The sequence below is a fragment of the Paenibacillus xerothermodurans genome (assembly GCF_002220865.2).
Lineage (GTDB): Bacteria > Bacillota > Bacilli > Paenibacillales > NBRC-103111 > Paenibacillus_S > Paenibacillus_S xerothermodurans.
Genome location: NZ_NHRJ02000006.1, coordinates 27,603 through 49,948, shown reverse-complemented (window position 1 = coordinate 49,948; position 22,346 = coordinate 27,603). Strand labels below are relative to the sequence as shown.

Below are 22,346 nucleotides of genomic sequence, written 5' to 3'. Positions count from 1 at the left end.
ATGAGTACTCCCAAAGCAAACGTTGAACTGCAGCGCACGGTTGTAAGCAGGGTAAGCAGGGGCTCAAAGCTATGGCGACATGCAGCGATACATCTGTTTTTGCTAACCGGGTCGCTGTTGATGATTATCCCGTTTTTCTGGATGATCTCGAGCTCTCTCAAAAGCTTGAATGAAATGTATGCATTTCCGCCTGTGTGGATTCCGGGCCGGCTGCTCTGGGAGAACTATATTTATATGTTTAATAGCGCTCCGTGGGGGAAATTTTTGTTAAACACAACGAAGATCACGCTGCTCGTGGTGGTGGGCCAGCTGCTTACATGCTCGATGGGAGCGTACGCTTTTGCACGGTTGAAATTTCCCGGACGTGACGCATTATTCACCGTATATTTGGCGACGATGATGATTCCATACCAGGTCACAATGATACCTACGTTCAAAATCATCAAGTCGCTGGGCTGGCTGAACACCCACAACGCTCTCATTGTCCCGGCGTTGTTCAGTGCTTTCGGGACCTTCTTGCTCCGGCAATTTTTTCTCACACTTCCGAAGGAGCTCGAGCAATCGGCAATGATCGACGGCTGCAGCTTTCCGCAAATATACCGGCACATTATGCTGCCTAACGCGAAACCGGCTTTGGTCACCTTAGCGATTTTTATCTTTATGGGAACGTGGAACGATTTTCTCGGACCCCTGATTTACATTAACAAGCTCGAGTTGAAGACGCTAACGCTGGGACTTGCAACGTTTCAAGGCACTTACACGACGCAGTGGAACTATATGATGGCGGGAGCTGTGATTGTTACATTGCCGGTGCTGCTTGTGTATTTTTTAGCTCAGCGGCATTTCGTGGAAGGTGTGGTCATGAGCGGTATTAAAGAATAGGAGGCTGAGGCATGTCGAGTATTCCGATGGATTATATCGAGAAGGTTTACGCGGGCTGGCTGGGCAAGATCATCGGCGTCCGGCATGGGGGTAACGTAGAAGGCTGGACATATGAACGGTTGGAACGCACGTTTGGGGAAATTACCGGTTACTTGCATGAATTCAAAAACTTTGCCGCAGACGACGATACCAACGGGCCTATGGTTTTTCTGCGGGCGTTGGAGGATTACACTTACACGAGTGAGATTACAGCGGAGCAAATGGGTCTGACGTGGCTGAATTATGTGCCGGACGGACACGGCTTTTTCTGGTGGGGCGGGTATGGAAAATCAACGGAGCATACGGCTTATTTGAATTTAAAAAATGGCATTGCCGCTCCCAGATCGGGGTCTCTGGAACAGAACGGGTCCGCCGTCGCTGAACAAATCGGGGGCCAGATTTTCATCGATGCGTGGGGTCTGATCGCACCCGGGAATCCCCAGCTCGCGAGCGAATACGCTGAAAAAATGGCCAGTGTGTCGCATGACGGTAACGGCAAGTATGGTGGTATGTTCATCGCTGCTTGTATTGCTGCAGCCTTCACGGAGCAAGACATCGGGAACATCATTGCGGCCGGCCTGTCTGTAATTCCGGCGGATTCCGAATACGCGCGTATCACCAGAGACGTCATCAGCTACTACGAGAACAATCCCGGCAACTGGCGGGACTGCTTCCGGCACGTGCACGAGAACTTTGGCTACGACCGGTATCCCGGTGCCTGCCATATCATCCCCAATTCCGCAGTGATCGTGCTCTCTCTGCTGTACGGCGCAGGTGATTTCAGCCGCGCAATCAATATATGCAACATGTGCGGCTGGGACACAGACTGCAACGTTGCTAACGTGGGTACGATCATGGGCGTGCGCAGCGGTCTCGGCGGTATTGGTTACTCCTGGCGAAAACCGATCAACGACTTCTTGTGCTGCTCCACCGTCATCGGTTCACTTAACATCGTGGATATTCCGGGCTGCGCCGCCTATATAGCCAACCTTGGCTACAAGATCGCCGGCGAAGAGCCGCCTGCCGAGTGGAAAGCAGTGTTAGCTGGCGTTGGGCCTCGCTTTCATTTTGAATATCCCGGCTCGACACATGCGTTCCGTCTGGATTCCGATGCAGATTGGCACGTGACGGGAGCTGTAGAACATACGACGGAAGCCGCAGCCAGCGGAACGGGCTCGCTCAAGATCACATTTGACAAGGTACGCGGCGGCTGCGGTTTCCGGGTTTACCATAAAACTTACTACCGTCCCGACGATTTCAACGACAGCCGTTACGATCCGAGCTTCTCACCGCTTCTTTATCCGGGGCAGTCGTTAGAAGCGAAGGTGATGATACCTTTTGCGGAGACGAATCCGGTGAAAGCTCGCGCATATGTAAAAGACGGCAACGCCGGCATTCGGCATTACGGTAAAAGTAAAACACTGCTTCCCGGTGAGTGGGCAGACGTGCGTCTTGATATCCCCTTCATGAGTGGTGTCTGCTTGGAGGAAGCTGGTGTTGAATTGATTCCGATGCACGGCTGGGATAGTACTCTTAGCGCTTACGTCGATGACGTTCATTTCTCCGGCAAACCGGACTATGAGCTGGACTTTGCGAAGGAGCGGTTGGAGAGATGGAATACGCTGCACATTGAAGTATCTCAATTTACGTATCTCCGAGGCTTATGGACGCTGGAGGACGGGGAATTAAGCGGCAGCTATTACGGTGAGCCGGCGGAGTGTTATACCGGTGATTTGCACTGGGACGATTATGTGTTTACAGGCAAGGTTGTCCCCAAGACCGGAGGCTGCCATAACATCCAATTTCGTGTGCAGGGAGCGATTCGCTCCTACGCGGCTGGGCTCGCGCCTGAAAATCAAATCGTGCTTTACAAAAACGACAACGGCTATACACAATTGGCGGCAGCCGATTGTGTGTGGCGCACTGAAGAAACATACTCGATCACTGTGGAAGCGAACGGTAACCGCTTCAAGATTAGCGTGAATGGCGAGCCAAAGATCGAATACAGCGATAACGATCAACCGTATTTAACCGGCCAGATCGGCTTCTCCAGCTTCCATGGCAGCCACAGCCACTTCAAAGGCTTCTCGGTGAAGGGGATATGAGCCAGATGGCACAGCGGCGTGAATGGAGATTGACACGACACGACTGGACAGGATTTGCCTTCGTTTCTCCTTTGGTTATCGGTGTGTTTGCTTTTGCCATTTATCCAATGCTCGCGGCGCTCTACATGAGCTTTCACCAGACGTCGGGTGCGAATCTCGGGGGAGCATGGGTCGGCTCAGCCAACTATGCCTACGTGCTGAATGATCCGATTTTTTGGCAGTCTCTTTCCAACACCGTGTACATGGGCATTCTATCGGTGTCGCTTGGGATTGCGGTTTCCTTTGTGTTAGCAAGCGTTATTAACAGCTTGAAATTCGTGACGGCCAAAAACATCTTCAAAGGCATTTTCTTTATGCCCAACGTAGTTTCCGCCGTGGCGACTTCACTATTGTTTTCTTTCTTGTTCTTTCCGACCAAAGAAGGACTGCTTAACTTCGCGCTCGGATGGTTCGAGATCGCTCCGGTCGGTTGGTTCACGGACCCTAATGTATCCCGGCTGAGTATCGTCATGATGAGCATGTGGGGAGCTTTAGGTTACAACACGATTATTTTCATAGCCGGTTTGCAGAGCGTTCCCCGCGAGCTGTATGAGGCTGCCGAGGTGGATGGCGCCGGAGGGATAACCAAATGGTGGTATATAACCATCCCGTACTTGCGTTCGATTTTCGTGTTCATGATTGTGATGGGCACGATCGGCAGCATGAAGCGTTTTACCGATGTGTGGCTGATCGGCGGAACAGCGGGAAACCCCAGTGGATCCTTGCTCAGCGCCGTATTGTATATTTACAGGAACGCGTTCCTGGCAGGGCAAATGGGCTTGGCGACGGCGGCTTCTTATTTACTGTTCCTCGTAATTCTTGTGCTTACGGTTCTGCTGCTTAGACTCAACAGAAAAAAAGACAGTTTTGACTGAAGGAGGGAGGCTATGTCGTCCTTGCAATTCCGAAGTACCTCGAGGCGGCTGAATGAAGCTGTAGTCCAATGGTTCCTGACCTTGATTCTCTCCTTAAGCTCGCTTGTGATGATCATACCTTTCGTATGGATGGTGAGCACGAGCTTTGACTGGGCTGCGAGGCTTGAATTAGGCTTTCCTCCGAGATTTTGGCCGGAAGATCCGTCCTTCAAAAATTACAAAGCGGCGTTCACGAACGTGCCGATGCTGAAATATATTCTCAATTCGGTATATGTCAGCTGCGGCGTGATTTTGGTAAGTGTGGGGTCAGCGCTGCTTTCGGGCTACGCCTTGTCCAAGATCCGTTTCAAAGGTGCAGATGTGGTTCTTGTCCTGGCGTTAAGTACCATGATGATTCCGTTCGAAATGACTATGATTCCGCAATACTTGCTCTTCAGCAAGCTGCATCTTATTGACTCGTACTGGGCCTTCTACCTGCCGGCACTCAACTACGCGTTCGGCACGTTCCTGGCCAAAGCCTTTTTTGATCAGCTTCCCTCCAGCTTAAGAGAGGCAGGCATCATGGATGGTGCCAAAGAGTTTACGGTTTTTTCCAGAATTTATTTTCCTCTGTGTACTCCAATTGTCGCAACTATGGTGATCCTTCTTTTTTTAGGCGTATGGAACGACCTGCTATGGCCTTTGCTGGCTTTAAAAAGCGCATCTAAGTATACGATTCAGCTTGGTCTTGCGATGTTCACCTACAACAACGGCATTAACAAATTCCCGTCCATCATCATGGCTGCCACAACGGTCAGCCTAGTCCCTGTGATAGTCGTTTATCTGTTCCTTCAAAGGTACATCATTGAGAGCATCGCCTTGACGGGCATCAAGCAATAAGGCACCGTGTTCGATTCAGTCGTGTTATATTTGAGAAAGGGGTAAACCGCAATGAAAAAAGTTGTACTCCTTTGTTTAGCGATAATGCTTGCTGTTAGTTTGGCTTCTTGTTCTTCCGAGGAAGCTGCAATGGACACACCGCCAGTGGAAAAGAAGTCTGATCTGGCAGGCACGGTGAGAGTTGCATTAGCGGGTTGGCAGCTGGACAATGGAATTGATCCCCTGACCGGCGCGGAAAGCGTTGGACTGAATGAGTTTTTGGATAAGACGTTTAAACAAATGTATCCCAATATCAAATTGGAAATTTATCAAGTCCCTTGGGAAAACGCCAAAGCCAAGCAATCAGCAATGCTTCTTTCCAAAGATGTCGACATTCTTTACACTGGCGGAGCTTATGCCTCCCAATGGTATGCGGCAGGACTGATTCGGGATATCGACGATTTGATCCAGGGTGATCCTGAATTTGATCCGAATCTGTACATCAGCGGTGTATGGAATAATTCTTACAGCACCAAATCGCCTGATAAAGCCCATCATTTCGGTATTCCCGCCGTGCTCGGGAGAAGAATCACCATGTACGACAAAAAGCTATTTGAGGATTGGGGAGTGCCTCCGCTTCCCGAGCAGGCATCTGCCGAACAAGTGTTGGAAAGCGCATTAAAAATGACCGGCAACAACCCCAAAACAAGTGAACACAATTACGGCCTCTATTGGGCCGGCAACTCGATCAACGGATCCACCTTCGTGGCGTTGACTATGGCATTCGGTGCCAAAGGGGCCGAAGGCAGCCTGTCCGACATGAAGAACATTAAATGGAAGTTGAATTCTCCGGAAATGGTGAAAGTTCTGGAGTATCTGAAAAAAGCGGCCCCCTTAGCACCTCCGGGCTTCGTCAATGCGCAGGGAGCGGAAAACTTCGGGCTGGCGAAGAACAACATCGCGATAGGTCTCGATATGACCGGTGCCACCACCATGAGCGAATTCCGGGTGAGCGGGGATAAGAGCCTGCTGGACCGCTATGGGACGGCGATGAATGTCGGCCCGAAAGGAGAGGGATGGGCAGCGGTTGATCCTATCATCATGGCAAAAGAGGCAAAGGATGTTGAGGTTGCTTGGGAGGTGATGAAATTCCTTGCCGGTTACGAAATGCAGAAGCATAATTACCGTTATTTTTCCTATATGCCGTCTCTGAAAAATCCAGATTTTGTTCTGCCTGAGGATAAATTCGTGAGAGAGTCGTTGAAGGTGGCTGAGGTCTCGCATTCCGAGCTTATGGACGAGGCGAATCCTTTCTATCTGAGCGATATAAGCCCGGCCATCAACGGATTTGTCAGCCAAGCAGCTCAGGGAAATGCGCCGGACATTCAGTCCTTCCTGGACGATTTGCAGAGCCGCGCGGAAAATTGGTCAAAGAACTTGAAGTGACGGAATAGAGTAATTGAAGGAGGGGACCGGATGAAAATCGGGTTGAGTACATACAGTTTGTCGCGTGCCATCACTACCGGTGAAATGGATGTGCTGCACGCTGTTCAATGGGTTGCCGACAACGGTGGAGAGCATGTGGAGATATCTCCGTTCGGCTTTGACTTGGAAGAAAGTCCGGAGTTAATACAGGCAATTGTGGAAAAGGCACAAGAAGTCGGCGTAGACATTTCGAATTACTGTGTATCATCTAATTTCATTCAACCGGACCACTCGGAGTATGAGCGGGAGATCGAACGTGTTATCAAGCACGTGGATATCGCGAAGGCCCTTGGCGTGAGCACAATGCGGCATGATGTTGCCTTCCGGCCCGTGGATGAGTGTGCGATTCAGCAGTTCGAGGCGGATCTGGAGTCTCTGGTCAACGCCTGCCGGATCATAGCCGACTATGCGGCTCAGCACCAGATAACAACCAGCGTTGAAAATCACGGCTTTTTCATCCAATCCAGCGGCAGGATTCAAAGCTTAATCCATGCGGTCAACCGTACCAACTTCAAAACGACCCTGGACATCGGCAATTTCATGTGCGTGGACGAAGATCCCGTGGCCGCGGTGAAGAAGAATCTCCCTTTCGCTTGTGTGGTGCATCTGAAAGATTTCTATCTGCGCCCGGCTGACCGCAATCCGGGCACCGGATGGTTTCAAACGGCAAGCGGCAATCATTTGAGAGGAGCGATTATCGGACACGGCGATATTAAGATACCGGAAGTGCTTCGGCTGATCAAGGAGTCCGGTTACGATGGTTATATCTCCGTGGAATTCGAAGGCATGGAGGAATGCAGGCTCGGGTCCAAGCTGGGCATGGAAAACGTCAAGCGGATGTTGGCAGAAGCGTAGCGCAGAAGAAGGAGGGACGTGCGATGGTTGTGCGCGTTGGGGTCGTCGGAGCGGGAGGGATAGGCGCGGAGCACTTAAAGCATTTACACAATAATGAGTATGCGGAACTCGCCGCCGTATGTGATATTGTGCAAGCGAACGCCGAACGAGCGGCAGCTGAGTTTGGCGCGGCTGCCTACAGCGATTTCGATGAGATGCTCGCTAAGGAACAGTTGGATGCGCTGTTTTTGTGCGTGCCTCCCTTTGCGCATGGTCACATGGAAGAGAAGGCTGCAGAGCGAGGTATCCACTTGTTTGTGGAAAAGCCGGTCGGCCTCGACATGGAAACTGTGGAGCGAAAACGGTCAGCCATTGAAAGCGCGAACATTATGGTATCGACGGGATACTGCCTGCGTCACCTGGATACGATTGCGCGTGCCAAGCAGTATCTGAGGGATAAGAAAATAGCCATGGTGCGGGCGCACCGGTTCGGGTCATTTTTGCCTGTGCCATGGTGGAGAGACATAACCAAATCAGGAGGCCAGCTCGTAGAACAAACTACACACAACGTTGATTTAATGCGCTATCTAGCCGGCGATGTCACTAAAGTTTCCGCTGATATGGCTTTAACCGTAATGGATGATGTGCCAGGTATCACGATTCCTGACGTATATTCTGTCAACTTACTTTTTGCCTCGGGAGCAGTCGGACATCTGGATACTTCCTTTGTCGATCAGCCCGATGGACGGTCCAGCCTGGAAGTCATTGGCCGGGGCTTCAGAGTCTTCCTGGAAGGCACTGCACTTACCATTATGGAGAACAATCACACGGTCACGTATAAAAATCAGGTGAATGTCTATAAGGCACAGGATGACGCGTTCATTCAAGCTGTTATGTCAGGAAACCCAGATTCAATTCTGGCGCCATACCAAGAGGCGGTCGAAACATTAAAAGTCACGTTGAGCGCACATGATTCCGCCAAGTCAGGAAGTTCCGTATTCCTTTAAATTCAAGCCGAAAACAGAAAGGAACAATGGCAAATGAACAAGTTGAAAATCGGCGTCATCGGCGCAGGCACGATATCTGAGGTGCACCTGAACTCCTATCGAAACAACGCGGATGTGGAGCTCGCAGCCATTTGCGACCTGAATGTGCAGCGAGCGGAGGCAAAAGCACAGCAATATGGAATTCCCAATGTGTATTCCGACTATCGCGAGCTGTTGGCTAATCCGGCCATCGATGCTGTCAGCGTCTGTGTGTGGAATCATGCGCATGCCGAAGTGAGCATCTCCGCACTCGATGCCGGTAAGCATGTGCTCTGCGAAAAGCCGCTCAGCGTCACCGTAGAGCAAGCGCTCGAAGTCGAAAAAGCCGTCCATCGCAGCGGCAAGCTGCTGCAGGTTGGCTTTGTCCGCAGATACAGCAGCAATGCACAGATTTTGCGAAAATTTATCGAAAATGGCGAGCTCGGCGAAATCTACTATGCCAAAGCTTCCTGCTTGCGTCGTCTAGGCAATCCGGGCGGATGGTTTGCGGATCGCAGCCGTTCGGGCGGCGGCCCGCTGATGGATATCGGTGTGCATGTCATTGATATTTGTTGGTACTTAATGGGGCGGCCCAAGGTGAGATCAGTCAGCGGCAACGTGTATAACAAGCTTGGCAACCGTGCAAATATTAAAAACCTGTCGTTCTATCAAGCTGCGGACTATGACGCCAGCCAAAATTCTGTGGAAGATATGGCGAACGCCCTCATTCGTTTCGAGAATGGCGCCTCGATTATGGTAGATGTGAGCTTTACTCTGCATGCGGCCAAAGATGAGGTGACCGTGAAGCTGTTTGGGGATAAGGGCGGCGCGGAAATCGAGCCGCAATTTGCCATAGTGTCCGAAAAGCATGACACGATCCTGAACATGTCTCCTCAGGTTGACAATGCTGCATTTGATTTTGCTGAGGGGTTTCAAAATGAAATCAACCACTTTGTCGGCAGCTGCCTGGGCAGGACGGCGACGCTCAGCCCGGTGGAAGACGGTGTTGAGATGATGAAAATACTGTGCGGTATTTATGAATCTGCTGAGCAGGGCAAGGAAATTTACTTTTGAAATCGCACTGGCCGTAGTTCGAACAGCCTGCAGAATGAGCTGACTGTTGATGAGCGGACAATTTGTGCAAAGTGGCTATAACTTCTAGTACCGGGCGGTGCAGCATTTATGCAGATGGTGTCAGACATTAAGGCATTTATTGGAGTGAAGGGGGCGGGCTATCTTCTCGCGGCCATAGTGTTGTATGGTGTGGGGACGGGCATTTTAGCCCCAATGAACGCGATTTATATGAGCGAGCATCTCCATCTGGTCAAAAGGGAGATCGTCTCGATCTTCGCCATATCGCTGCTGCTGAACATTGTGGTTACGCTATCCGTTGGCATAGTAAGCGACAAAATGCAGGGGAAGAAAGCTCTTCCCCTGGCCGCGGCAGCAGTGTGCATTACCGGATTGTGCGTTTACATGAATGCCGCTGACTACGCGGGGGCTCTACTCGGCATGGCGCTGGCTACGGCACCATCAGGACTCATAATGGGACAAATTTTTGCCATGGCCCGCAGCCATTTCACGCAGCGGGCCTCAGCCATTGTTGAGGTGGCGCTGCTGTGGCTGCGCACGGGCTTTAGCGTGGGCTTTTTTGCAGGGCTGCTCCTTGGAGCAATGCTGTACGTGGTGACAGGATTTCACGGCGTGCTGTGGGGTAACCTGATGGGATATATGGCGTTATTCCTGCTTTTACTGATGTATACCGAAATAAAGGGAGCGGCCATCGGCTCCGCTGCACGGCATGGCGAACCATTTTCGCTTCCGATGTTAATTGCACTTCTGATGCTGTCCTGCGCGGACGCGATTCGCGGCTTGTACTTGCCCCTAGTGTTCAATGAGCTGTTCGGCAAACCGCACCTCATGTCTTATTTATGGAGCTGCCAGGCCGTGTTCGAGCTGTTGTTCATGACCTTAGCCGGCTATTGGGCGATCAGGTACGGAAGCAAGCAGGTTATTCTGCTGGGCGGAGTGTGTGCGCTTGTGGCATACATCGTTTATGCGCTGGCTGCACCGTTGGCGCTGTTTTTTGCAGTTCAGCCTATCTATTCCTTGTCCGTGTCCATTTTGTACGGGGTAGCCATGGGGTATGTTCAGCGGATGTTCATTCACAGGACAGGGTTTGGGTCCAGCCTGTACGTGTTTATTTCACAAACGGCTGCTCTCGTCGGATACTTGCTGCCCGCGATGATTGAGGGAATGTCGCCGCATATTTTTATCATACCGATCATACTGGTGTTCAGCGCTCTACTGATTATTGCTCGCCGATTGCACGTGGAAAGAAGGCTGTCTCAAAACAATGAAATTGAGGGTTGAATGCTGCTCACCTCGGGTTGCAGCACGGCGGCGTGAAGACGACATCTCTCTCACTATAAGTTATAATTCCCACTCGTTGAACGCACTGTTATATAGTAGAGTAGTTTGCCTTGTGGGTCTCGGTACCAACAGCATGGATGTTGGAGGCAAAAATTGGGCATATTATTTTTTGCAAAAGGACGTGGTCAGGAATGCGTCACGATAACAATGGTAGGGGGATTTTTCTTTGTCAGAACAATTTGATCATATGAGTCAAACGGAAAAATCAGGTGACACGAAAGTAACAGGTGGATATATCATTACAAAATTAGATCACGGCTTATATGATGTACATATTGGACTTGAGGTCGTAAAAGAAGGCAGATCAGGCAAGGGGTACGGAACCGCTTGTTTAGTGGTAGACAAGGCGGATGGAAGCACAACGGCATTTGGGCCGCTGTATCAGACGGAAGAAGCAGACGATGTTGACGGTTATCACAGAGGTTATACCCGCCAAGACAAACGCACAAGAATTCAATTTGAAGATCCAAATGAGGTGGTCTCTTGGTATCTTGCACTTTCGGCGTCGGAGTCTGAAGGGACGGATTTTCCAAGGAGCCTGGACGATTTGAATAAAATGCTTAAGGAAAATGCTGAGGCGTTGGCTCGCTTTGGCAGTATAGCTGTTGGCGGGGTTGAAACTTTCGGTATCTTAAAGGTTTTCCGTACCGGTGTACGGTAGGAAAAGAACAGGATGAATTGATAACGTCCAAGTATTTGGGCGTGTTTTGCAATGTTTCCTTTTGTGATGTACCCCACAGCAGTGGTGGTTGCCGGTTCGGGTATCGCGTATGCATCCCCGCATGTGTGGGTAGTGTGAGAGAACGGGGCAGCCGCCCCCTTCTCCGTCGTTCACGGCCGCCGGCTGACAAGCGGTAGTGCAGTCCGACGCCACCCGTGCTTTTTTGCTCATCATATACCTCCCTCACCGAATGAAATGATACGCTCCCGATGTTTTCGCTGATGGTTCCATTTTTTAGGTGCCCGCATCTCCTTTCGCGTTACGTCCTGGTTTTTCTTTTCCACCACAGCTTTCGAGCCAAATCCAATGTTGTGGCCGCGCATACATAGACCGTTGCGAAATACAGATAACCGAAGTCGCCTGAATCAAAGTAAGTTATGCAAACGATAGACACACCAACAGTCAGGTTAGCGATAAACCTTTTTGTTAATGAGGTGACAGGCATTGCGTTCTTATCCTCCTTGTCTAGGTGCCGTACAGCGACAATATACGATGACATATTTTATTATATTCCAAATTCTAACAAATGAAAAATAATACTTATGTAAAGACAATGCTCATGAATCAAAGTTCCCCTTATTTTCAAATACATGTAAACTCTGATAAATTAATAATTATCAAGCATAGAGGCGCAACTAGACTTATAGATTAGTTCTTGCATTTGGGAGGTAGTTGGCGTGTATAAATTGCTGCTGGTGGAGGATGAAGAGGACGTACGCTGCAGTCTGTTCCGGGAGATTGATTGGGAGGGCTATGGTTTTACCGTGGTCGACACGGCGGAGAACGGCAAAGAAGCGACGGACATGATTGAAAGGTGGAAGCCGGATGTCGTTGTAACGGATATAAGAATGCCGTTTATGGATGGCATACAGCTGTCCGAATGGATGCGCGTGCATTATCCGACAGCTAAAATTATCATTTTAACGGGCTTTGATGAGTTCGAGTACGCGCAAAAGGCGGTGAAACTCCATATCGATGAATATGTATTGAAACCGTTTTCAAATGATGAGCTTATCGCAGCTTTAATCAAAATAAAAGAACTGATCGACGCGGACATGAAACAGAAAGAAAACCTGACGGCTTTGCAGGAGCATTACCGTGAGAGCTTGCCGGTACTGCGGGAGGTGTTTCTGGCCGCATTGATCAGCAGGAGGCTGCGCAGAACCGAGATTGAAGAAAAGGCGCGTAACTATGACTTGAGGCTGCAGGGACAGAGCTATGTGGTATCCGTCATTAGCATGGATCACAACACTACCGATCAAGCCGAAGCAGGTCATTCGCTGCGATATTCCAAAGACAATGAGCTGAAACTGTTCGCGATGTTAAATATTTCCGAGGAAATAATCAATAGGCTGGGACTTGGGATCGTTTTCTTACATAATAACCAGCTGGTTGCGCTTACCGTAGCGGAGGAGCGGGAACGTGGGGCCGTGACCAAACGGACACTGATTGCATTGGAGGAAATACGCCAAAATATCGAAAAATATTTGCGATTAACAGTCACGATCGGGGTAGGCACTGTGACGTCGGAACTGGAGCAGGTGAGCTATTCGTACAAGGATGCGGTGCACGCGCTGGATTACCGGTTGATCCTTGGTAACAACCGGGTAATCTGCATTGATGATGTCGAGGCCCGGTATGTGCAAAAGCTGCGCTTCGATGAGTTGAAAGAGCGCGCGCTGATGCGCTGCATCAAGGTCGGTACGTTCACGGAGTTGCAGGATATTGTGGAAGAGCTGTTTCTCGGCATTTCCGACGGCCATGTTTCGATTAAGGACTGTCAGATTTACCTGTTGGAAATCCTGACAACAATACTCAAGGCGGCCCAGCAAGCTTCGCCGGATCTTGACGTCGCGCTGGGCGCCGACTTTAAACCGTTTGCCGAAATCGACCGCTTCACCAACCTGCAAGAGGCGAAGGATTGGATCATACAGCTGTGCAGCAAAATAATGAGCAGCATTGTCCATGAACGGCACTCCGCCTACCAGTCATTGGTCGACCAGGCGAAGGCGTACGTGCACGCCCACTATCATCAGAGTGACATCTCTATTGCGAAGGTGTGCCAGCATCTGCATATCAGCGCCGGATATTTCAGCGGTATTTTCAAAAGGGAGACAAAAATGACGTTCGGCGGCTATCTGCAGCATGTCCGGATGGAGGCGGCGAAACAGATGCTGCGAACAACAGACCTGAGAGCACTTGAAATCGCAGGGAAAGTCGGCTATGCCGAGCCGAATTATTTTAGCTTCGCGTTTCGCAAACATGTAGGTGTGTCTCCCAAAGAGTATAGAAGCAGTTCGAGAGAGGGGTGAGTGGGGGAAAGGTATGGTCACAGTGTGGAACAAATGGTGGAACCGCTGGACGGATCACTGGCGGGGTCGCAGTATTCAGGTGATACTCACGGTCGCTTTCACACTCATCACCATTTTGGTTATGCTGCTGGTGAGCGTCATATTATACAATAAATTCGCGCAGACGGCCGAGCAGAACACCTATTTGAGCAATCAGCAGATCGTCGAGCAGGTGAACTATAATTTGGATATTTACCTGCGTGGGATGGCAGATGTATTCGAGCTTGTGGATGAGAAGATTCGCGCGACCCCAAGCCTGCCCAACGTGACGCTGGGTGAGCGGTTGACGACGATTTTGGACACACGCCAGGACATCGTATCCATGGCACTGTTTACTGCCGACGGGGAGTTGGTGACCGGACTGCCGTCCAAACCAATGCGCGTGAACACCCGATTGACGGAGCAAAGCTGGTTTCAGGCAGCTCGGGAGAGCCCGAACCATTTGTCCTTCTCCCTGCCGCATATTCAAAATTTGTACAAGGGCCAATACACCTGGGTCGTATCTTTGAGCAAGGGGATCAACATCACTCGCAACGGGCGGAACGTTCCGGCGGTGCTGATGATAGATGTAAACTTTAAGACGATTGACGAGCTGTGCCGACGGGTGAGCTTGGGCAAAAAAGGGTACGTCTACATCATTGACGAGTCGGGCGGCAATATGATTTACCATCCGCAGCAGCAGCTAATCTATGCCGGGCTAAAATATGAGAACGTTGAACAAGCACTGAAATATACATACGGAAGCTACTTGGACGAATCCAACGGTGAGAAGAGATTGATCACCATTGAAACTGTGGACAACATCGGCTGGAAAATCATAGGTGTCTCCTACATGGATGAAACCGTCACCACCCGCAAGGAAATTAGCGGTTTTATCACCTGGCTGCTGGTATTCGTACTGCTTTTTGTGCTGCTGGTATCCGCGTACATTTCGGCCAAAATCTCGCAGCCGCTCAAGCGGCTCGACAGATCAATGCGTCAAGTCGAACAGGGTATCTTCGATATTCACATTGCCGTTGGCCGGGACGATGAAGTGGGACGTTTGTCGCGCAGCTTCAATGTCATGGTCGCCCGGATTCGGCAGCTGATGGAGGCCAACGTCCGCGAGCAGGAGGCCAAACGCAAGAGCGAGCTGGAGGTGCTGCAGTCACAGATAAGCCCGCATTTTCTGTATAACACATTAAACTCGGTAGTGCGGATGGCCGGAACAGGGAAGAGTGAGGATGTTATTACGATGATCACTGCGCTATCGAAATTTTTCCGTATCAGCCTCAGCCGAGGGCAATCGGTCATCGCCGTCGGGGACGAACTCGAGCATGTTCGCAACTACATGATTATTCAGCAGAACCGTTACAAAAACAAATTTGATTTCAAGATTTCGGCGGAGGAAGAGACCCTCACGTGCAAAACGATCAAGCTCATACTGCAACCGTTAGTCGAGAATGCCATATATCATGGGATAGAACAGATGGCTGATCCCGGGTACATTCAGATTTCAGCCGCCATCGTAGATCATAAGCTGCTCTTTGAAGTGACAGATAACGGATTGGGCATGCCCGAGGATAAGCTCAGCCAGCTGTTGACCGCCGGCACGAGCTCGGCAGAGGGGTCAGGGGTTGGCGTGCGCAACGTGCACGAGCGGCTAAGGCTGACATACGGCGCCCCCTATGGCTTGGAGATTGCAAGTGAATTGGAGGAAGGAACGTGCGTGAAAGCGTGGATTCCAGTTATTCGGGACGAGGACGCGGGGGAATAATATGTTGACCTATGTTCGGAGATTAGGGATCATGACAACATTCGCGCTGCTGGCTGCGATCTCCACCAGTTCCTGTGCACAGCAAGCGGCGGCACCGCACACGACTGTGGCAAGGGCGGTAACGTTAATTTTGAAGACCGGCGGCAGTGACTATTGGCAGACGGTACGCATGGGCGCGGAGGCTGCGGCTAAAGAATTCAATGTCGCATTGAAGGTATACGAGCCTGGGGCAGAGGATGACGTGAGCGGGCAGATCGGGCTAGTCCGGCAGTCGCTGGTTGAGGGCACGGAGGCAGTTGTGTTGGCTGCTAATGACTATGAGGCGTTAGCTGACGTCATACAGGAGGCGGATTCGCAGCAGGTGCCCGTCATTACTGTTGACTCTGAAGTGAGCTCGCCTCAAGTGCGGAGCTTCATAGGTATCGATAACTATAAGGCAGGCAGACAAGCGGGCCGCAAGCTGATTGAATTGATCGGGGAGTTCGGCCGAATCGCCGTGATGAGCGGTGGCAAGGAGTCGCGTAATTCGCAGGAGCGGGAGCGGGGGCTGTTGGACGAGATTGCGAAGTATCATGGCGTGCAGGTGTTGAAAAAAGAGTACTGCATATCGGATGAGACACGCTGCGGTGAACATGTGCGGAACATCATAGCGGAGCACAAGCAAATCGACGGGATTGTCGCGCTCCATGCAGTGTCTTCCATCGGCGTTGCGGCAGAGATCCAAGCGCTGGGCCTCGCTGGTCAGGTGAAAGTAATCTCGTTCGACAGTACGCCGGAAAACATCGAGTTTTTGCAAGAAGGCGTAATTCAAGCCGCAATCATCCAAAACCCGTTCAGCATGGGTTACCTTGGCGTCAAGCACGCCTTAGGCGCTTTGAACGGGAGCGAAGTGCCGGGATTCGTAGATACCGGAACCAAGGTGATTGATCAGGAAAATATGTTTTGGTCGGACAATCAAAAGCTGCTCTTTCCTTTCGTGAAATAACCCATCGAGCCGGGGCGTGAACGGCGGAGGGTTATTTTTTTCGCATACATTCAGCAGAATTTTTATAGTATTGATGAGAATATTGCATGTGTTTTTTGTCGGCGTTCCCAGATAATAGGTTGTGTTAATGAAACTTATATACACGGGAGGTCTTCTCATGAAAAAGGCGGTTTGCACAATGATCACTGCAGCATTAATGGCCGGTATGGTCGGCTGCGGCAGCTCCGGCGGAGCAAATACCCCGGCAGCTGCGACAGGCACGGGAGGCGGGCAAACAGAGCAGCCGGCGGCGGCGAAACAGCCGATTATCGGGGTCGCGATTTATAAATTTGACGACACGTTCATGACCGGCGTGCGCAACGCCATCTCGGACGCGGCGAAGGATAAGGCTGAGGTGGACATCGTGGACAGTCAGAATGCGCAGCCGACTCAGAACGACAAGGTAGACCTGTTTATCACGAAAAAAGTGAATGCGCTTGCAATCAATCCGGTCGATCGTACGGGTGCCGGAGTCATCATCGACAAGGCGAAAACAGCCAACATACCGGTCGTGTTTTTCAACCGCGAGCCTTTAGCCGACGACATGAAGAAGTGGGATAAAGTATATTACGTAGGCGCCAAAGCGGAGCAGTCCGGCACGATGTCAGGGCAGCTCATTGTGGATTACTTCAAAGCCCACCCCGAAGCGGACAAAAACAAGGACGGCACCGTGCAGTACGTCATGCTGAAGGGTGAGCCGGGGCATCAGGATGCTGAGCTGCGCACCAAGTTTTCGATCAAAGCGGTTGAGGATGCCGGAATGAAGGTTGAGAAACTAGCCGAGGATACGGCGATGTGGGACCGCGTGAAAGGGCAGGAGAAAATGGCCGCGTTCCTTGCGTCCCAAGGCGATAAAATCGAAGCGGTGTTTGCCAATAATGACGATATGGCATTGGGTGCAATTGAAGCTCTGAAAGCGAAAGGCTATTTCAAAGACAACAAATACATTCCGGTTGTAGGCGTGGACGCTACGGCACCCGCTTTGAAAGCACTGGAAGAGGGAACTTTGCTTGGCACGGTGTTGAACGATGCGAAGAACCAGGGTAAGGCCACTTTGAATGTGGCGACTGTGCTGGCGCAGGGTCAGACACCGAACAAGGACAACGCGGGATACGACATCACCGACGGTAAATATGTGTGGATCCCGTACAAAAAAATCACCAAAGACAATATGAACGACGCGAAGTAAAACACGCACATCCTCGAGGCGGAGCGGGTGGAGGCAGCCGTGCGTGCTGCCTCGCAGCCTCCTTTCGTTATAAGCTGCGTTTCACTTTAACTAGGATTCCTGATTGTGAGGGCGTATACATTCAACATACGCAGGGGGCGTTACCATGACTGACAACGGCTATGTGCTTGAAATGCTGCGAATTTCCAAACAGTTTCCGGGCGTTAAGGCGCTGGACAATGTCACCCTGCAGGTGCGTCCGGGCACGGTGCATGCTTTGATGGGTGAAAATGGCGCGGGAAAATCGACGCTGATGAAGTGTCTTTTTGGTATATACAAGCCGGATGGCGGCGAAATATGGCTGAACGGCAGCAGGGTGGAGATGAACAGCTCGAAGGACGCGCTCGATTTGGGCGTGTCGATGATCCATCAGGAGCTGCATCCCGTTCCGCAGCGAAATGTAATGGAGAATATATGGCTCGGCAGGTTTCCGATGAAAGGTGTCGGACCTGTCCGTTGGGTCGACCATAAAAAAATGTACAAAGACACCGAAGCGTTATTTAAAGAGATGGGCATGGACATCCGGCCGGATACCCTGGCGGGCACGATGTCGGTATCCAAGCTGCAATCACTGGAGATAGCCAAGGCCGTGTCTTACAACTCCAAAGTCATCATCATGGATGAGCCAACCTCATCTCTCACCGGCAACGAGGTGGAGGCGCTGTTTAAGATCATAGAGCAGCTGAAAAGCCGGGGCGTGGCCATCATCTACATTTCACATAAAATGGAGGAAATACTGCGCATTTCTGATGATGTTACGATAATGCGGGACGGTAAGTGGATTGGAACTTGGCCTGCGGCCGAACTAACCACCGACCTCATCATCACCCGGATGGTCGGACGGGATCTGAGTCAGCGGTTTCCGGAGAGGACCAACGTTCCTGGCGGTGTGCTGCTCCAGGCACAAGGGCTGACTTCCACGAACCCTAAGTCGTTTAAAGATGTATCGTTTGAGCTGCGCAAAGGGGAAGTGCTCGGCATCGGCGGTTTGGTCGGAGCACAGCGCACCGAAGTTATCGAAGCGTTGTTCGGCTTGCGGGCATTGGCTTCCGGCTCGATCTCTATCCACGGCAAAGAAGTAAGAATCAAATCTCCGATTGATGCGAAAAAGCACAAGATGGCCCTGCTGACGGAAGAGCGTCGGGTCACAGGCATATTCCCGGTGCTGTCGGTGCTCGAAAACGGGGCGGTCGCCAATCTGGATCGCTATATCAATCCAGTTCGGCTGCTGAATGAGCACAAAAGCAGGGCGGCAGTAGAACACAGCGTTCAGCTGCTCAGGGTTAAGACACCGTCCACCAAGACGTTGATCAGGAATTTGTCGGGCGGCAATCAGCAAAAGGTGCTCTTGGCCAGGTGGTTGCTGACTGAACCGGACATATTGCTGCTGGACGAACCGACACGCGGCATCGACGTCGGCGCGAAATTCGAAATATACTCAATCATCGCGAACCTTGCGAAGCAGGGCAAGGGCATCATCATGATATCTTCTGAAATGCCCGAGCTGCTCGGCATGTCCGATCGCATCATGGTCATGTGCCAAGGCAGGCTGTCCGGCATTATTGGCGGGAAGGATGCGACTGAGGAAGATATTATGCGCTTGGCCACCAAGTATATGGCATGACATACGACGGCTGCACAATCGTATAGGTGTACCATGGCCGTCACTATACGTAGATCGTATGCCGTAGGCAATTGAAGGGGGAACTCTGATGAGTACCACACCGGTGGTAAATAACAGAACCAGAACGATAGGCAATTTTTTCTCGCAGTATGCAATTTACATCGTACTGATCATTCTTGTAATAGGAATAGCGATCACTGATCCGCGCTTCCTGTCCGTAGACATTTTCCGGGACATCCTGCTGCAGAACTCAACCCGGGCGATCATCGCCTTGGGGATGGCCTTCGTCCTGATCACGGGTGGCACGGATTTGTCAGCGGGCCGCGTTGTTGGCTTAACTGCCGTGTTGTCAGCATCGATGCTGCAGATATCGGATTACCCTCGGCGCTTTTTTCCCGATATGCCTGAGCTTCCGCTGTGGGCACCGATCGTGCTGGGCATCGTCGCCGGTCTGTTAGTGGGGTTGCTCAATGGCTGGATTGTGGCGAAGCTGAACGTGCCGCCTTTTATAGCGACCTTGGGCACGATGGTCATCGTGTACGGCGCGAATTCGTTATATTTTGACCTTAAGCCCAATGAGTCCCAGCCGATCGCTGGCTTAAGGCAGGATTTTACCGCACTGGGCACCGGCTTTGTCGGGCCGAACGGACCTTATTCCGTGCCATACATCGTCATTATAGCCATCGTGGTGTCTGCCATCGTATGGATCGTATTTAACAAAACCCGGCTGGGCAAATATATGTACGCCATCGGCGGCAACAGCCAGGCAGCCACAGTATCAGGGATCAACGTGCAGAGCAACCTGCTCAAAATTTATGCCTTCGCAGGCGCGCTGTACGGCCTCGGCGGCGTGCTGGAGGCGGCGCGGACAGGCGGTGCGACCAACAACTACGGCAACATGTACGAGCTGGATGCAATAGCGGCATGCGTGGTGGGCGGTGTATCTACCGCCGGCGGGATCGGCACCGTGCCCGGCGTGCTGGTTGGTGTGTTGATCTTCGGCGTCATAAACTATGGATTAACGTTTATCGGGGTCAGCCCTTATTGGCAGCTGATCATCAAAGGCCTGATCATCGTGGCTGCCGTAGCGTTCGATATCCGCAAGTACGTGGCAAGAAAGTAACATAACGCGCGAAAGACCGCCAGACGGAACTGAACTGCACCCCAATTGCTAGACACGATCAACATTGGAGGTGCAGTTTAGCCGGCGGTTGTTTTTTCACTATGCAAAAATTTTAACGCGTCTTGCGCCAATATACCCCGGTAGAATCAATCGGAATGATTGGATCAGTAATGCCGAATTCGTTTCTGTAATCGGTGACCGCAGCCGCACAAGTGGCCAACACACCATAATCGTCGATGATGATATAACCCCCTGGAGATACTTTAGGATACAGGTTGCGTAAACTATCCATTGTCGAGGAATACATGTCCCCGTCCAGCCTAGCCACCGCGATTTGCTGAATGGGAGCTGTGGGCAGCGTGTCTTTGAACCAGCCCTGCAAAAAGCGCACCTGTTCATCCAACAAGTCGTATTTCGCAAAATTCTCTTGTACATTTTCCAAAGACACCTCGAGCTGCGAAACAGTATGAAGTGCGCTGCCAATATCCTGCGGATAATTCTGTATATCAGGCTCTGGCAAACCTTCGAAAGAATCGGCCACCCACACCTGCCGATTGGTGATTCCATACGCTTTGAGAAAGCCTCTCATAAAAATACACGCGCCGCCTCGCCATACGCCCGTCTCTATGAAGTCACCCGGCACGTTGTTCGCAATAACCGATGCCATGCATTGTTGTAAGTTTTCCATGCGATGTCTGCCAATCATACTGTGCCCTATGACAGGCCAGTCGAGTCCTTCTCTGCGATTGTGCGGATCGGCCCCTTCCAGGTCAATGTAGATTTCATTGAGAATTGTTTTTTTCAGCAGCTCCAAATACAGCTCATGAGCCGAGTAACTAGACATCGTTCACTCTCCTCGATCCTTTTCGCGTCGGTACCAAAAAACGCTGATACGCTGTTTCTATTAGTTACGGTATGTAGTTTTCCATTTTTTGTATAGGCAGGACACGTCCACGTAACACCAATTTGGCAAAATGAAGCTCTGACCCACATATACCGGGCCGCCCCGATAGGCAGTAACCTATTTTGCTTCATGGCATACATTAGTGTTATGGTCATTTTTTCACTGAGATGGAGGCATGGGCGTGGGCTATTATGTGAGTGTAGAAGCAGGTGTGAAGGTCTATGTGGAAGACATCAATCCGCGGGGAAGCAGGACGGTAGTGTTCCTGCATGGCTGGCCGCTAAGCCACAAGCAGTTCGAATACCAGTTTGATGTTCTTCCAGCAATGGGATATCGGTGCGTGGGCATCGATTGGCGGGGGTTCGGCAAGTCGGACAAACCACTGCATGGCTATAACTATGACCGTCTGGCGGATGATATCCGATGTGTAGTTGGGGCGCTTCGATTAGACAATTTTATTCTCGCCGGCCACTCCACAGGTGGAGCGATTGCGATCCGGTATATGTCCCGGCACAGCGGTTATGGCGTTAGTAAGCTCGTACTGATCGACGCTGCAGCGCCGACAGGTTTCACACCCGAAACTGCTGAGAGCCTGCTCACTGAAGCGCGGAATGACCGGCCGAAAATGATGCAAACCGTGACAGACACTTTTTTCTTTCAATATGTAACACGGCCGTTCTCGGACTGGTTTCTCCAATTAGGATTAAAGGCAGCGGGTTGGTCCACCGCGGCGGTCATCGTTTTGTTACGAGACGCGAAGCTGCATGCCGATCTGCCAAAAATATTGGTCCCCACTTTACTCATTCACGGTGTGCATGACAAAGTAATTCCCTTCGCACAAGCGCTGGAAATGCATCGAACCATAAGAAATTCTACTCTGGTTCCGTTTCAATATAGCGGCCACGGCCCTTTTTGGGAGGAGCGTCATAGGTTTAACAAGGTGATAAGCGAGTTTATCGGTTGAACAACAGCCTATGGTACTTAAAGCGCCGCTGAATGTGGATGTCCATGGCATGAACTTGACGTTTCGGTGACCTGTT

The 22,346-nt window shown here is 51.1% G+C and carries 18 protein-coding genes; 17 read left to right on the top strand and 1 reads right to left on the bottom strand.

The window, feature by feature from the left end; genetic code table 11:
* The 16 genes from CBW46_RS12260 to mglC all read left to right on the top strand — a co-directional run bounded on the left by CBW46_RS12260 (nucleotide 1) and on the right by mglC (nucleotide 20,402).
* The gene (locus tag CBW46_RS12260; protein ID WP_165842282.1) at nucleotides 1-882 is read left to right on the top strand and encodes an ABC transporter permease subunit; all 882 of its coding nucleotides are present in this window, start codon (nucleotides 1-3) and stop codon (nucleotides 880-882) included.
* Nucleotides 883-893: 11 nt separating this feature from the next.
* Nucleotides 894-3,026: an ADP-ribosylglycohydrolase family protein gene (locus CBW46_RS12255; protein ID WP_089200293.1), complete on the top strand. Its 2,133-nt coding sequence runs from the start codon at nucleotides 894-896 to the stop codon at nucleotides 3,024-3,026.
* 5 nt (nucleotides 3,027-3,031) lie between these two features.
* Nucleotides 3,032-3,940, top strand: coding sequence for a carbohydrate ABC transporter permease (locus tag CBW46_RS12250; protein ID WP_089200292.1), 909 nt, complete (start codon nucleotides 3,032-3,034; stop codon nucleotides 3,938-3,940).
* Between the two features lie 12 nt (nucleotides 3,941-3,952).
* Entirely contained in the window at nucleotides 3,953-4,819 is an 867-nt protein-coding gene (locus tag CBW46_RS12245) for a carbohydrate ABC transporter permease (RefSeq protein ID WP_089200291.1), read from the top strand.
* 51 nt (nucleotides 4,820-4,870) lie between these two features.
* Nucleotides 4,871-6,244, top strand: coding sequence for an extracellular solute-binding protein (locus CBW46_RS12240; protein WP_089200290.1), 1,374 nt, complete (start codon nucleotides 4,871-4,873; stop codon nucleotides 6,242-6,244).
* A gap of 30 nt (nucleotides 6,245-6,274) precedes the next feature.
* A complete protein-coding gene (locus CBW46_RS12235) occupies nucleotides 6,275-7,138 on the top strand; it encodes a sugar phosphate isomerase/epimerase family protein (protein ID WP_089200289.1) in 864 nt (287 codons plus the stop codon).
* Nucleotides 7,139-7,161: 23 nt separating this feature from the next.
* Nucleotides 7,162-8,124, top strand: coding sequence for a Gfo/Idh/MocA family protein (locus CBW46_RS12230; RefSeq protein WP_089200288.1), 963 nt, complete (start codon nucleotides 7,162-7,164; stop codon nucleotides 8,122-8,124).
* Between the two features lie 33 nt (nucleotides 8,125-8,157).
* On the top strand, nucleotides 8,158-9,216 hold the full coding sequence (locus CBW46_RS12225; protein WP_089200287.1) for a Gfo/Idh/MocA family protein: 1,059 nt from the start codon (nucleotides 8,158-8,160) through the stop codon (nucleotides 9,214-9,216).
* Between the two features lie 108 nt (nucleotides 9,217-9,324).
* Nucleotides 9,325-10,515 carry an MFS transporter gene (locus CBW46_RS12220; RefSeq protein ID WP_089200286.1) on the top strand — a complete coding sequence of 397 codons (1,191 nt, stop codon included), beginning with the start codon at nucleotides 9,325-9,327 and terminating at the stop codon, nucleotides 10,513-10,515.
* A gap of 226 nt (nucleotides 10,516-10,741) precedes the next feature.
* Entirely contained in the window at nucleotides 10,742-11,236 is a 495-nt protein-coding gene (locus tag CBW46_RS12215; protein ID WP_089200285.1) for a hypothetical protein, read from the top strand.
* 737 nt (nucleotides 11,237-11,973) lie between these two features.
* Complete coding sequence (locus CBW46_RS12205) at nucleotides 11,974-13,608, top strand: response regulator transcription factor (protein ID WP_089200283.1); 1,635 nt, start codon at nucleotides 11,974-11,976, stop codon at nucleotides 13,606-13,608.
* Nucleotides 13,609-13,621: 13 nt separating this feature from the next.
* Nucleotides 13,622-15,403 (top strand): cache domain-containing sensor histidine kinase, encoded by a 1,782-nt coding sequence (locus CBW46_RS12200; RefSeq protein WP_089200282.1) that lies wholly within the window; start codon nucleotides 13,622-13,624, stop codon nucleotides 15,401-15,403.
* A gap of 31 nt (nucleotides 15,404-15,434) precedes the next feature.
* On the top strand, nucleotides 15,435-16,388 hold the full coding sequence (locus tag CBW46_RS12195; protein ID WP_165842281.1) for a substrate-binding domain-containing protein: 954 nt from the start codon (nucleotides 15,435-15,437) through the stop codon (nucleotides 16,386-16,388).
* Nucleotides 16,389-16,545: 157 nt separating this feature from the next.
* The gene (locus tag CBW46_RS12190; protein ID WP_089200280.1) at nucleotides 16,546-17,616 is read left to right on the top strand and encodes a galactose ABC transporter substrate-binding protein; all 1,071 of its coding nucleotides are present in this window, start codon (nucleotides 16,546-16,548) and stop codon (nucleotides 17,614-17,616) included.
* A gap of 145 nt (nucleotides 17,617-17,761) precedes the next feature.
* Nucleotides 17,762-19,279, top strand: a complete 1,518-nt coding sequence (locus tag CBW46_RS12185) for a sugar ABC transporter ATP-binding protein (RefSeq protein ID WP_089200279.1) — start codon at nucleotides 17,762-17,764, stop codon at nucleotides 19,277-19,279.
* 88 nt (nucleotides 19,280-19,367) lie between these two features.
* Complete coding sequence (mglC, locus tag CBW46_RS12180; protein ID WP_089200278.1) at nucleotides 19,368-20,402, top strand: galactose/methyl galactoside ABC transporter permease MglC; 1,035 nt, start codon at nucleotides 19,368-19,370, stop codon at nucleotides 20,400-20,402.
* Between the two features lie 112 nt (nucleotides 20,403-20,514).
* Here mglC and CBW46_RS12175 read toward each other — a convergent pair whose 3' ends face one another.
* Nucleotides 20,515-21,246 carry a TylF/MycF family methyltransferase gene (locus CBW46_RS12175; RefSeq protein WP_089200277.1) on the bottom strand — a complete coding sequence of 244 codons (732 nt, stop codon included), beginning with the start codon at nucleotides 21,244-21,246 and terminating at the stop codon, nucleotides 20,515-20,517.
* A gap of 241 nt (nucleotides 21,247-21,487) precedes the next feature.
* Between CBW46_RS12175 and CBW46_RS12170 the strand changes: the two genes are divergently transcribed.
* Nucleotides 21,488-22,270 carry an alpha/beta fold hydrolase gene (locus CBW46_RS12170; protein ID WP_207802284.1) on the top strand — a complete coding sequence of 261 codons (783 nt, stop codon included), beginning with the start codon at nucleotides 21,488-21,490 and terminating at the stop codon, nucleotides 22,268-22,270.
* The last annotated feature ends 76 nt before the right edge of the window (nucleotides 22,271-22,346 follow it).

What these genes read in the sequence shown, in the direction of transcription:
- CBW46_RS12185 (WP_089200279.1), top strand. Translation starts at nt 17,762, where the DNA reads ATGACTGACAACGGCTATGTGCTTGAAATGCTGCGAATTTCCAAACAG.
- CBW46_RS12245 (WP_089200291.1), top strand. Translation starts at nt 3,953, where the DNA reads ATGTCGTCCTTGCAATTCCGAAGTACCTCGAGGCGGCTGAATGAAGCT.
- CBW46_RS12260 (WP_165842282.1), top strand. Translation starts at nt 1, where the DNA reads ATGAGTACTCCCAAAGCAAACGTTGAACTGCAGCGCACGGTTGTAAGC.
- mglC (WP_089200278.1), top strand. Translation starts at nt 19,368, where the DNA reads ATGAGTACCACACCGGTGGTAAATAACAGAACCAGAACGATAGGCAAT.
- CBW46_RS12235 (WP_089200289.1), top strand. Translation starts at nt 6,275, where the DNA reads ATGAAAATCGGGTTGAGTACATACAGTTTGTCGCGTGCCATCACTACC.
- CBW46_RS12175 (WP_089200277.1), bottom strand. Translation starts at nt 21,246, where the DNA reads ATGTCTAGTTACTCGGCTCATGAGCTGTATTTGGAGCTGCTGAAAAAA.
- CBW46_RS12230 (WP_089200288.1), top strand. Translation starts at nt 7,162, where the DNA reads ATGGTTGTGCGCGTTGGGGTCGTCGGAGCGGGAGGGATAGGCGCGGAG.
- CBW46_RS12240 (WP_089200290.1), top strand. Translation starts at nt 4,871, where the DNA reads ATGAAAAAAGTTGTACTCCTTTGTTTAGCGATAATGCTTGCTGTTAGT.
- CBW46_RS12195 (WP_165842281.1), top strand. Translation starts at nt 15,435, where the DNA reads ATGACAACATTCGCGCTGCTGGCTGCGATCTCCACCAGTTCCTGTGCA.
- CBW46_RS12225 (WP_089200287.1), top strand. Translation starts at nt 8,158, where the DNA reads ATGAACAAGTTGAAAATCGGCGTCATCGGCGCAGGCACGATATCTGAG.
- CBW46_RS12250 (WP_089200292.1), top strand. Translation starts at nt 3,032, where the DNA reads ATGGCACAGCGGCGTGAATGGAGATTGACACGACACGACTGGACAGGA.
- CBW46_RS12255 (WP_089200293.1), top strand. Translation starts at nt 894, where the DNA reads ATGTCGAGTATTCCGATGGATTATATCGAGAAGGTTTACGCGGGCTGG.
- CBW46_RS12200 (WP_089200282.1), top strand. Translation starts at nt 13,622, where the DNA reads ATGGTCACAGTGTGGAACAAATGGTGGAACCGCTGGACGGATCACTGG.
- CBW46_RS12220 (WP_089200286.1), top strand. Translation starts at nt 9,325, where the DNA reads ATGCAGATGGTGTCAGACATTAAGGCATTTATTGGAGTGAAGGGGGCG.
- CBW46_RS12190 (WP_089200280.1), top strand. Translation starts at nt 16,546, where the DNA reads ATGAAAAAGGCGGTTTGCACAATGATCACTGCAGCATTAATGGCCGGT.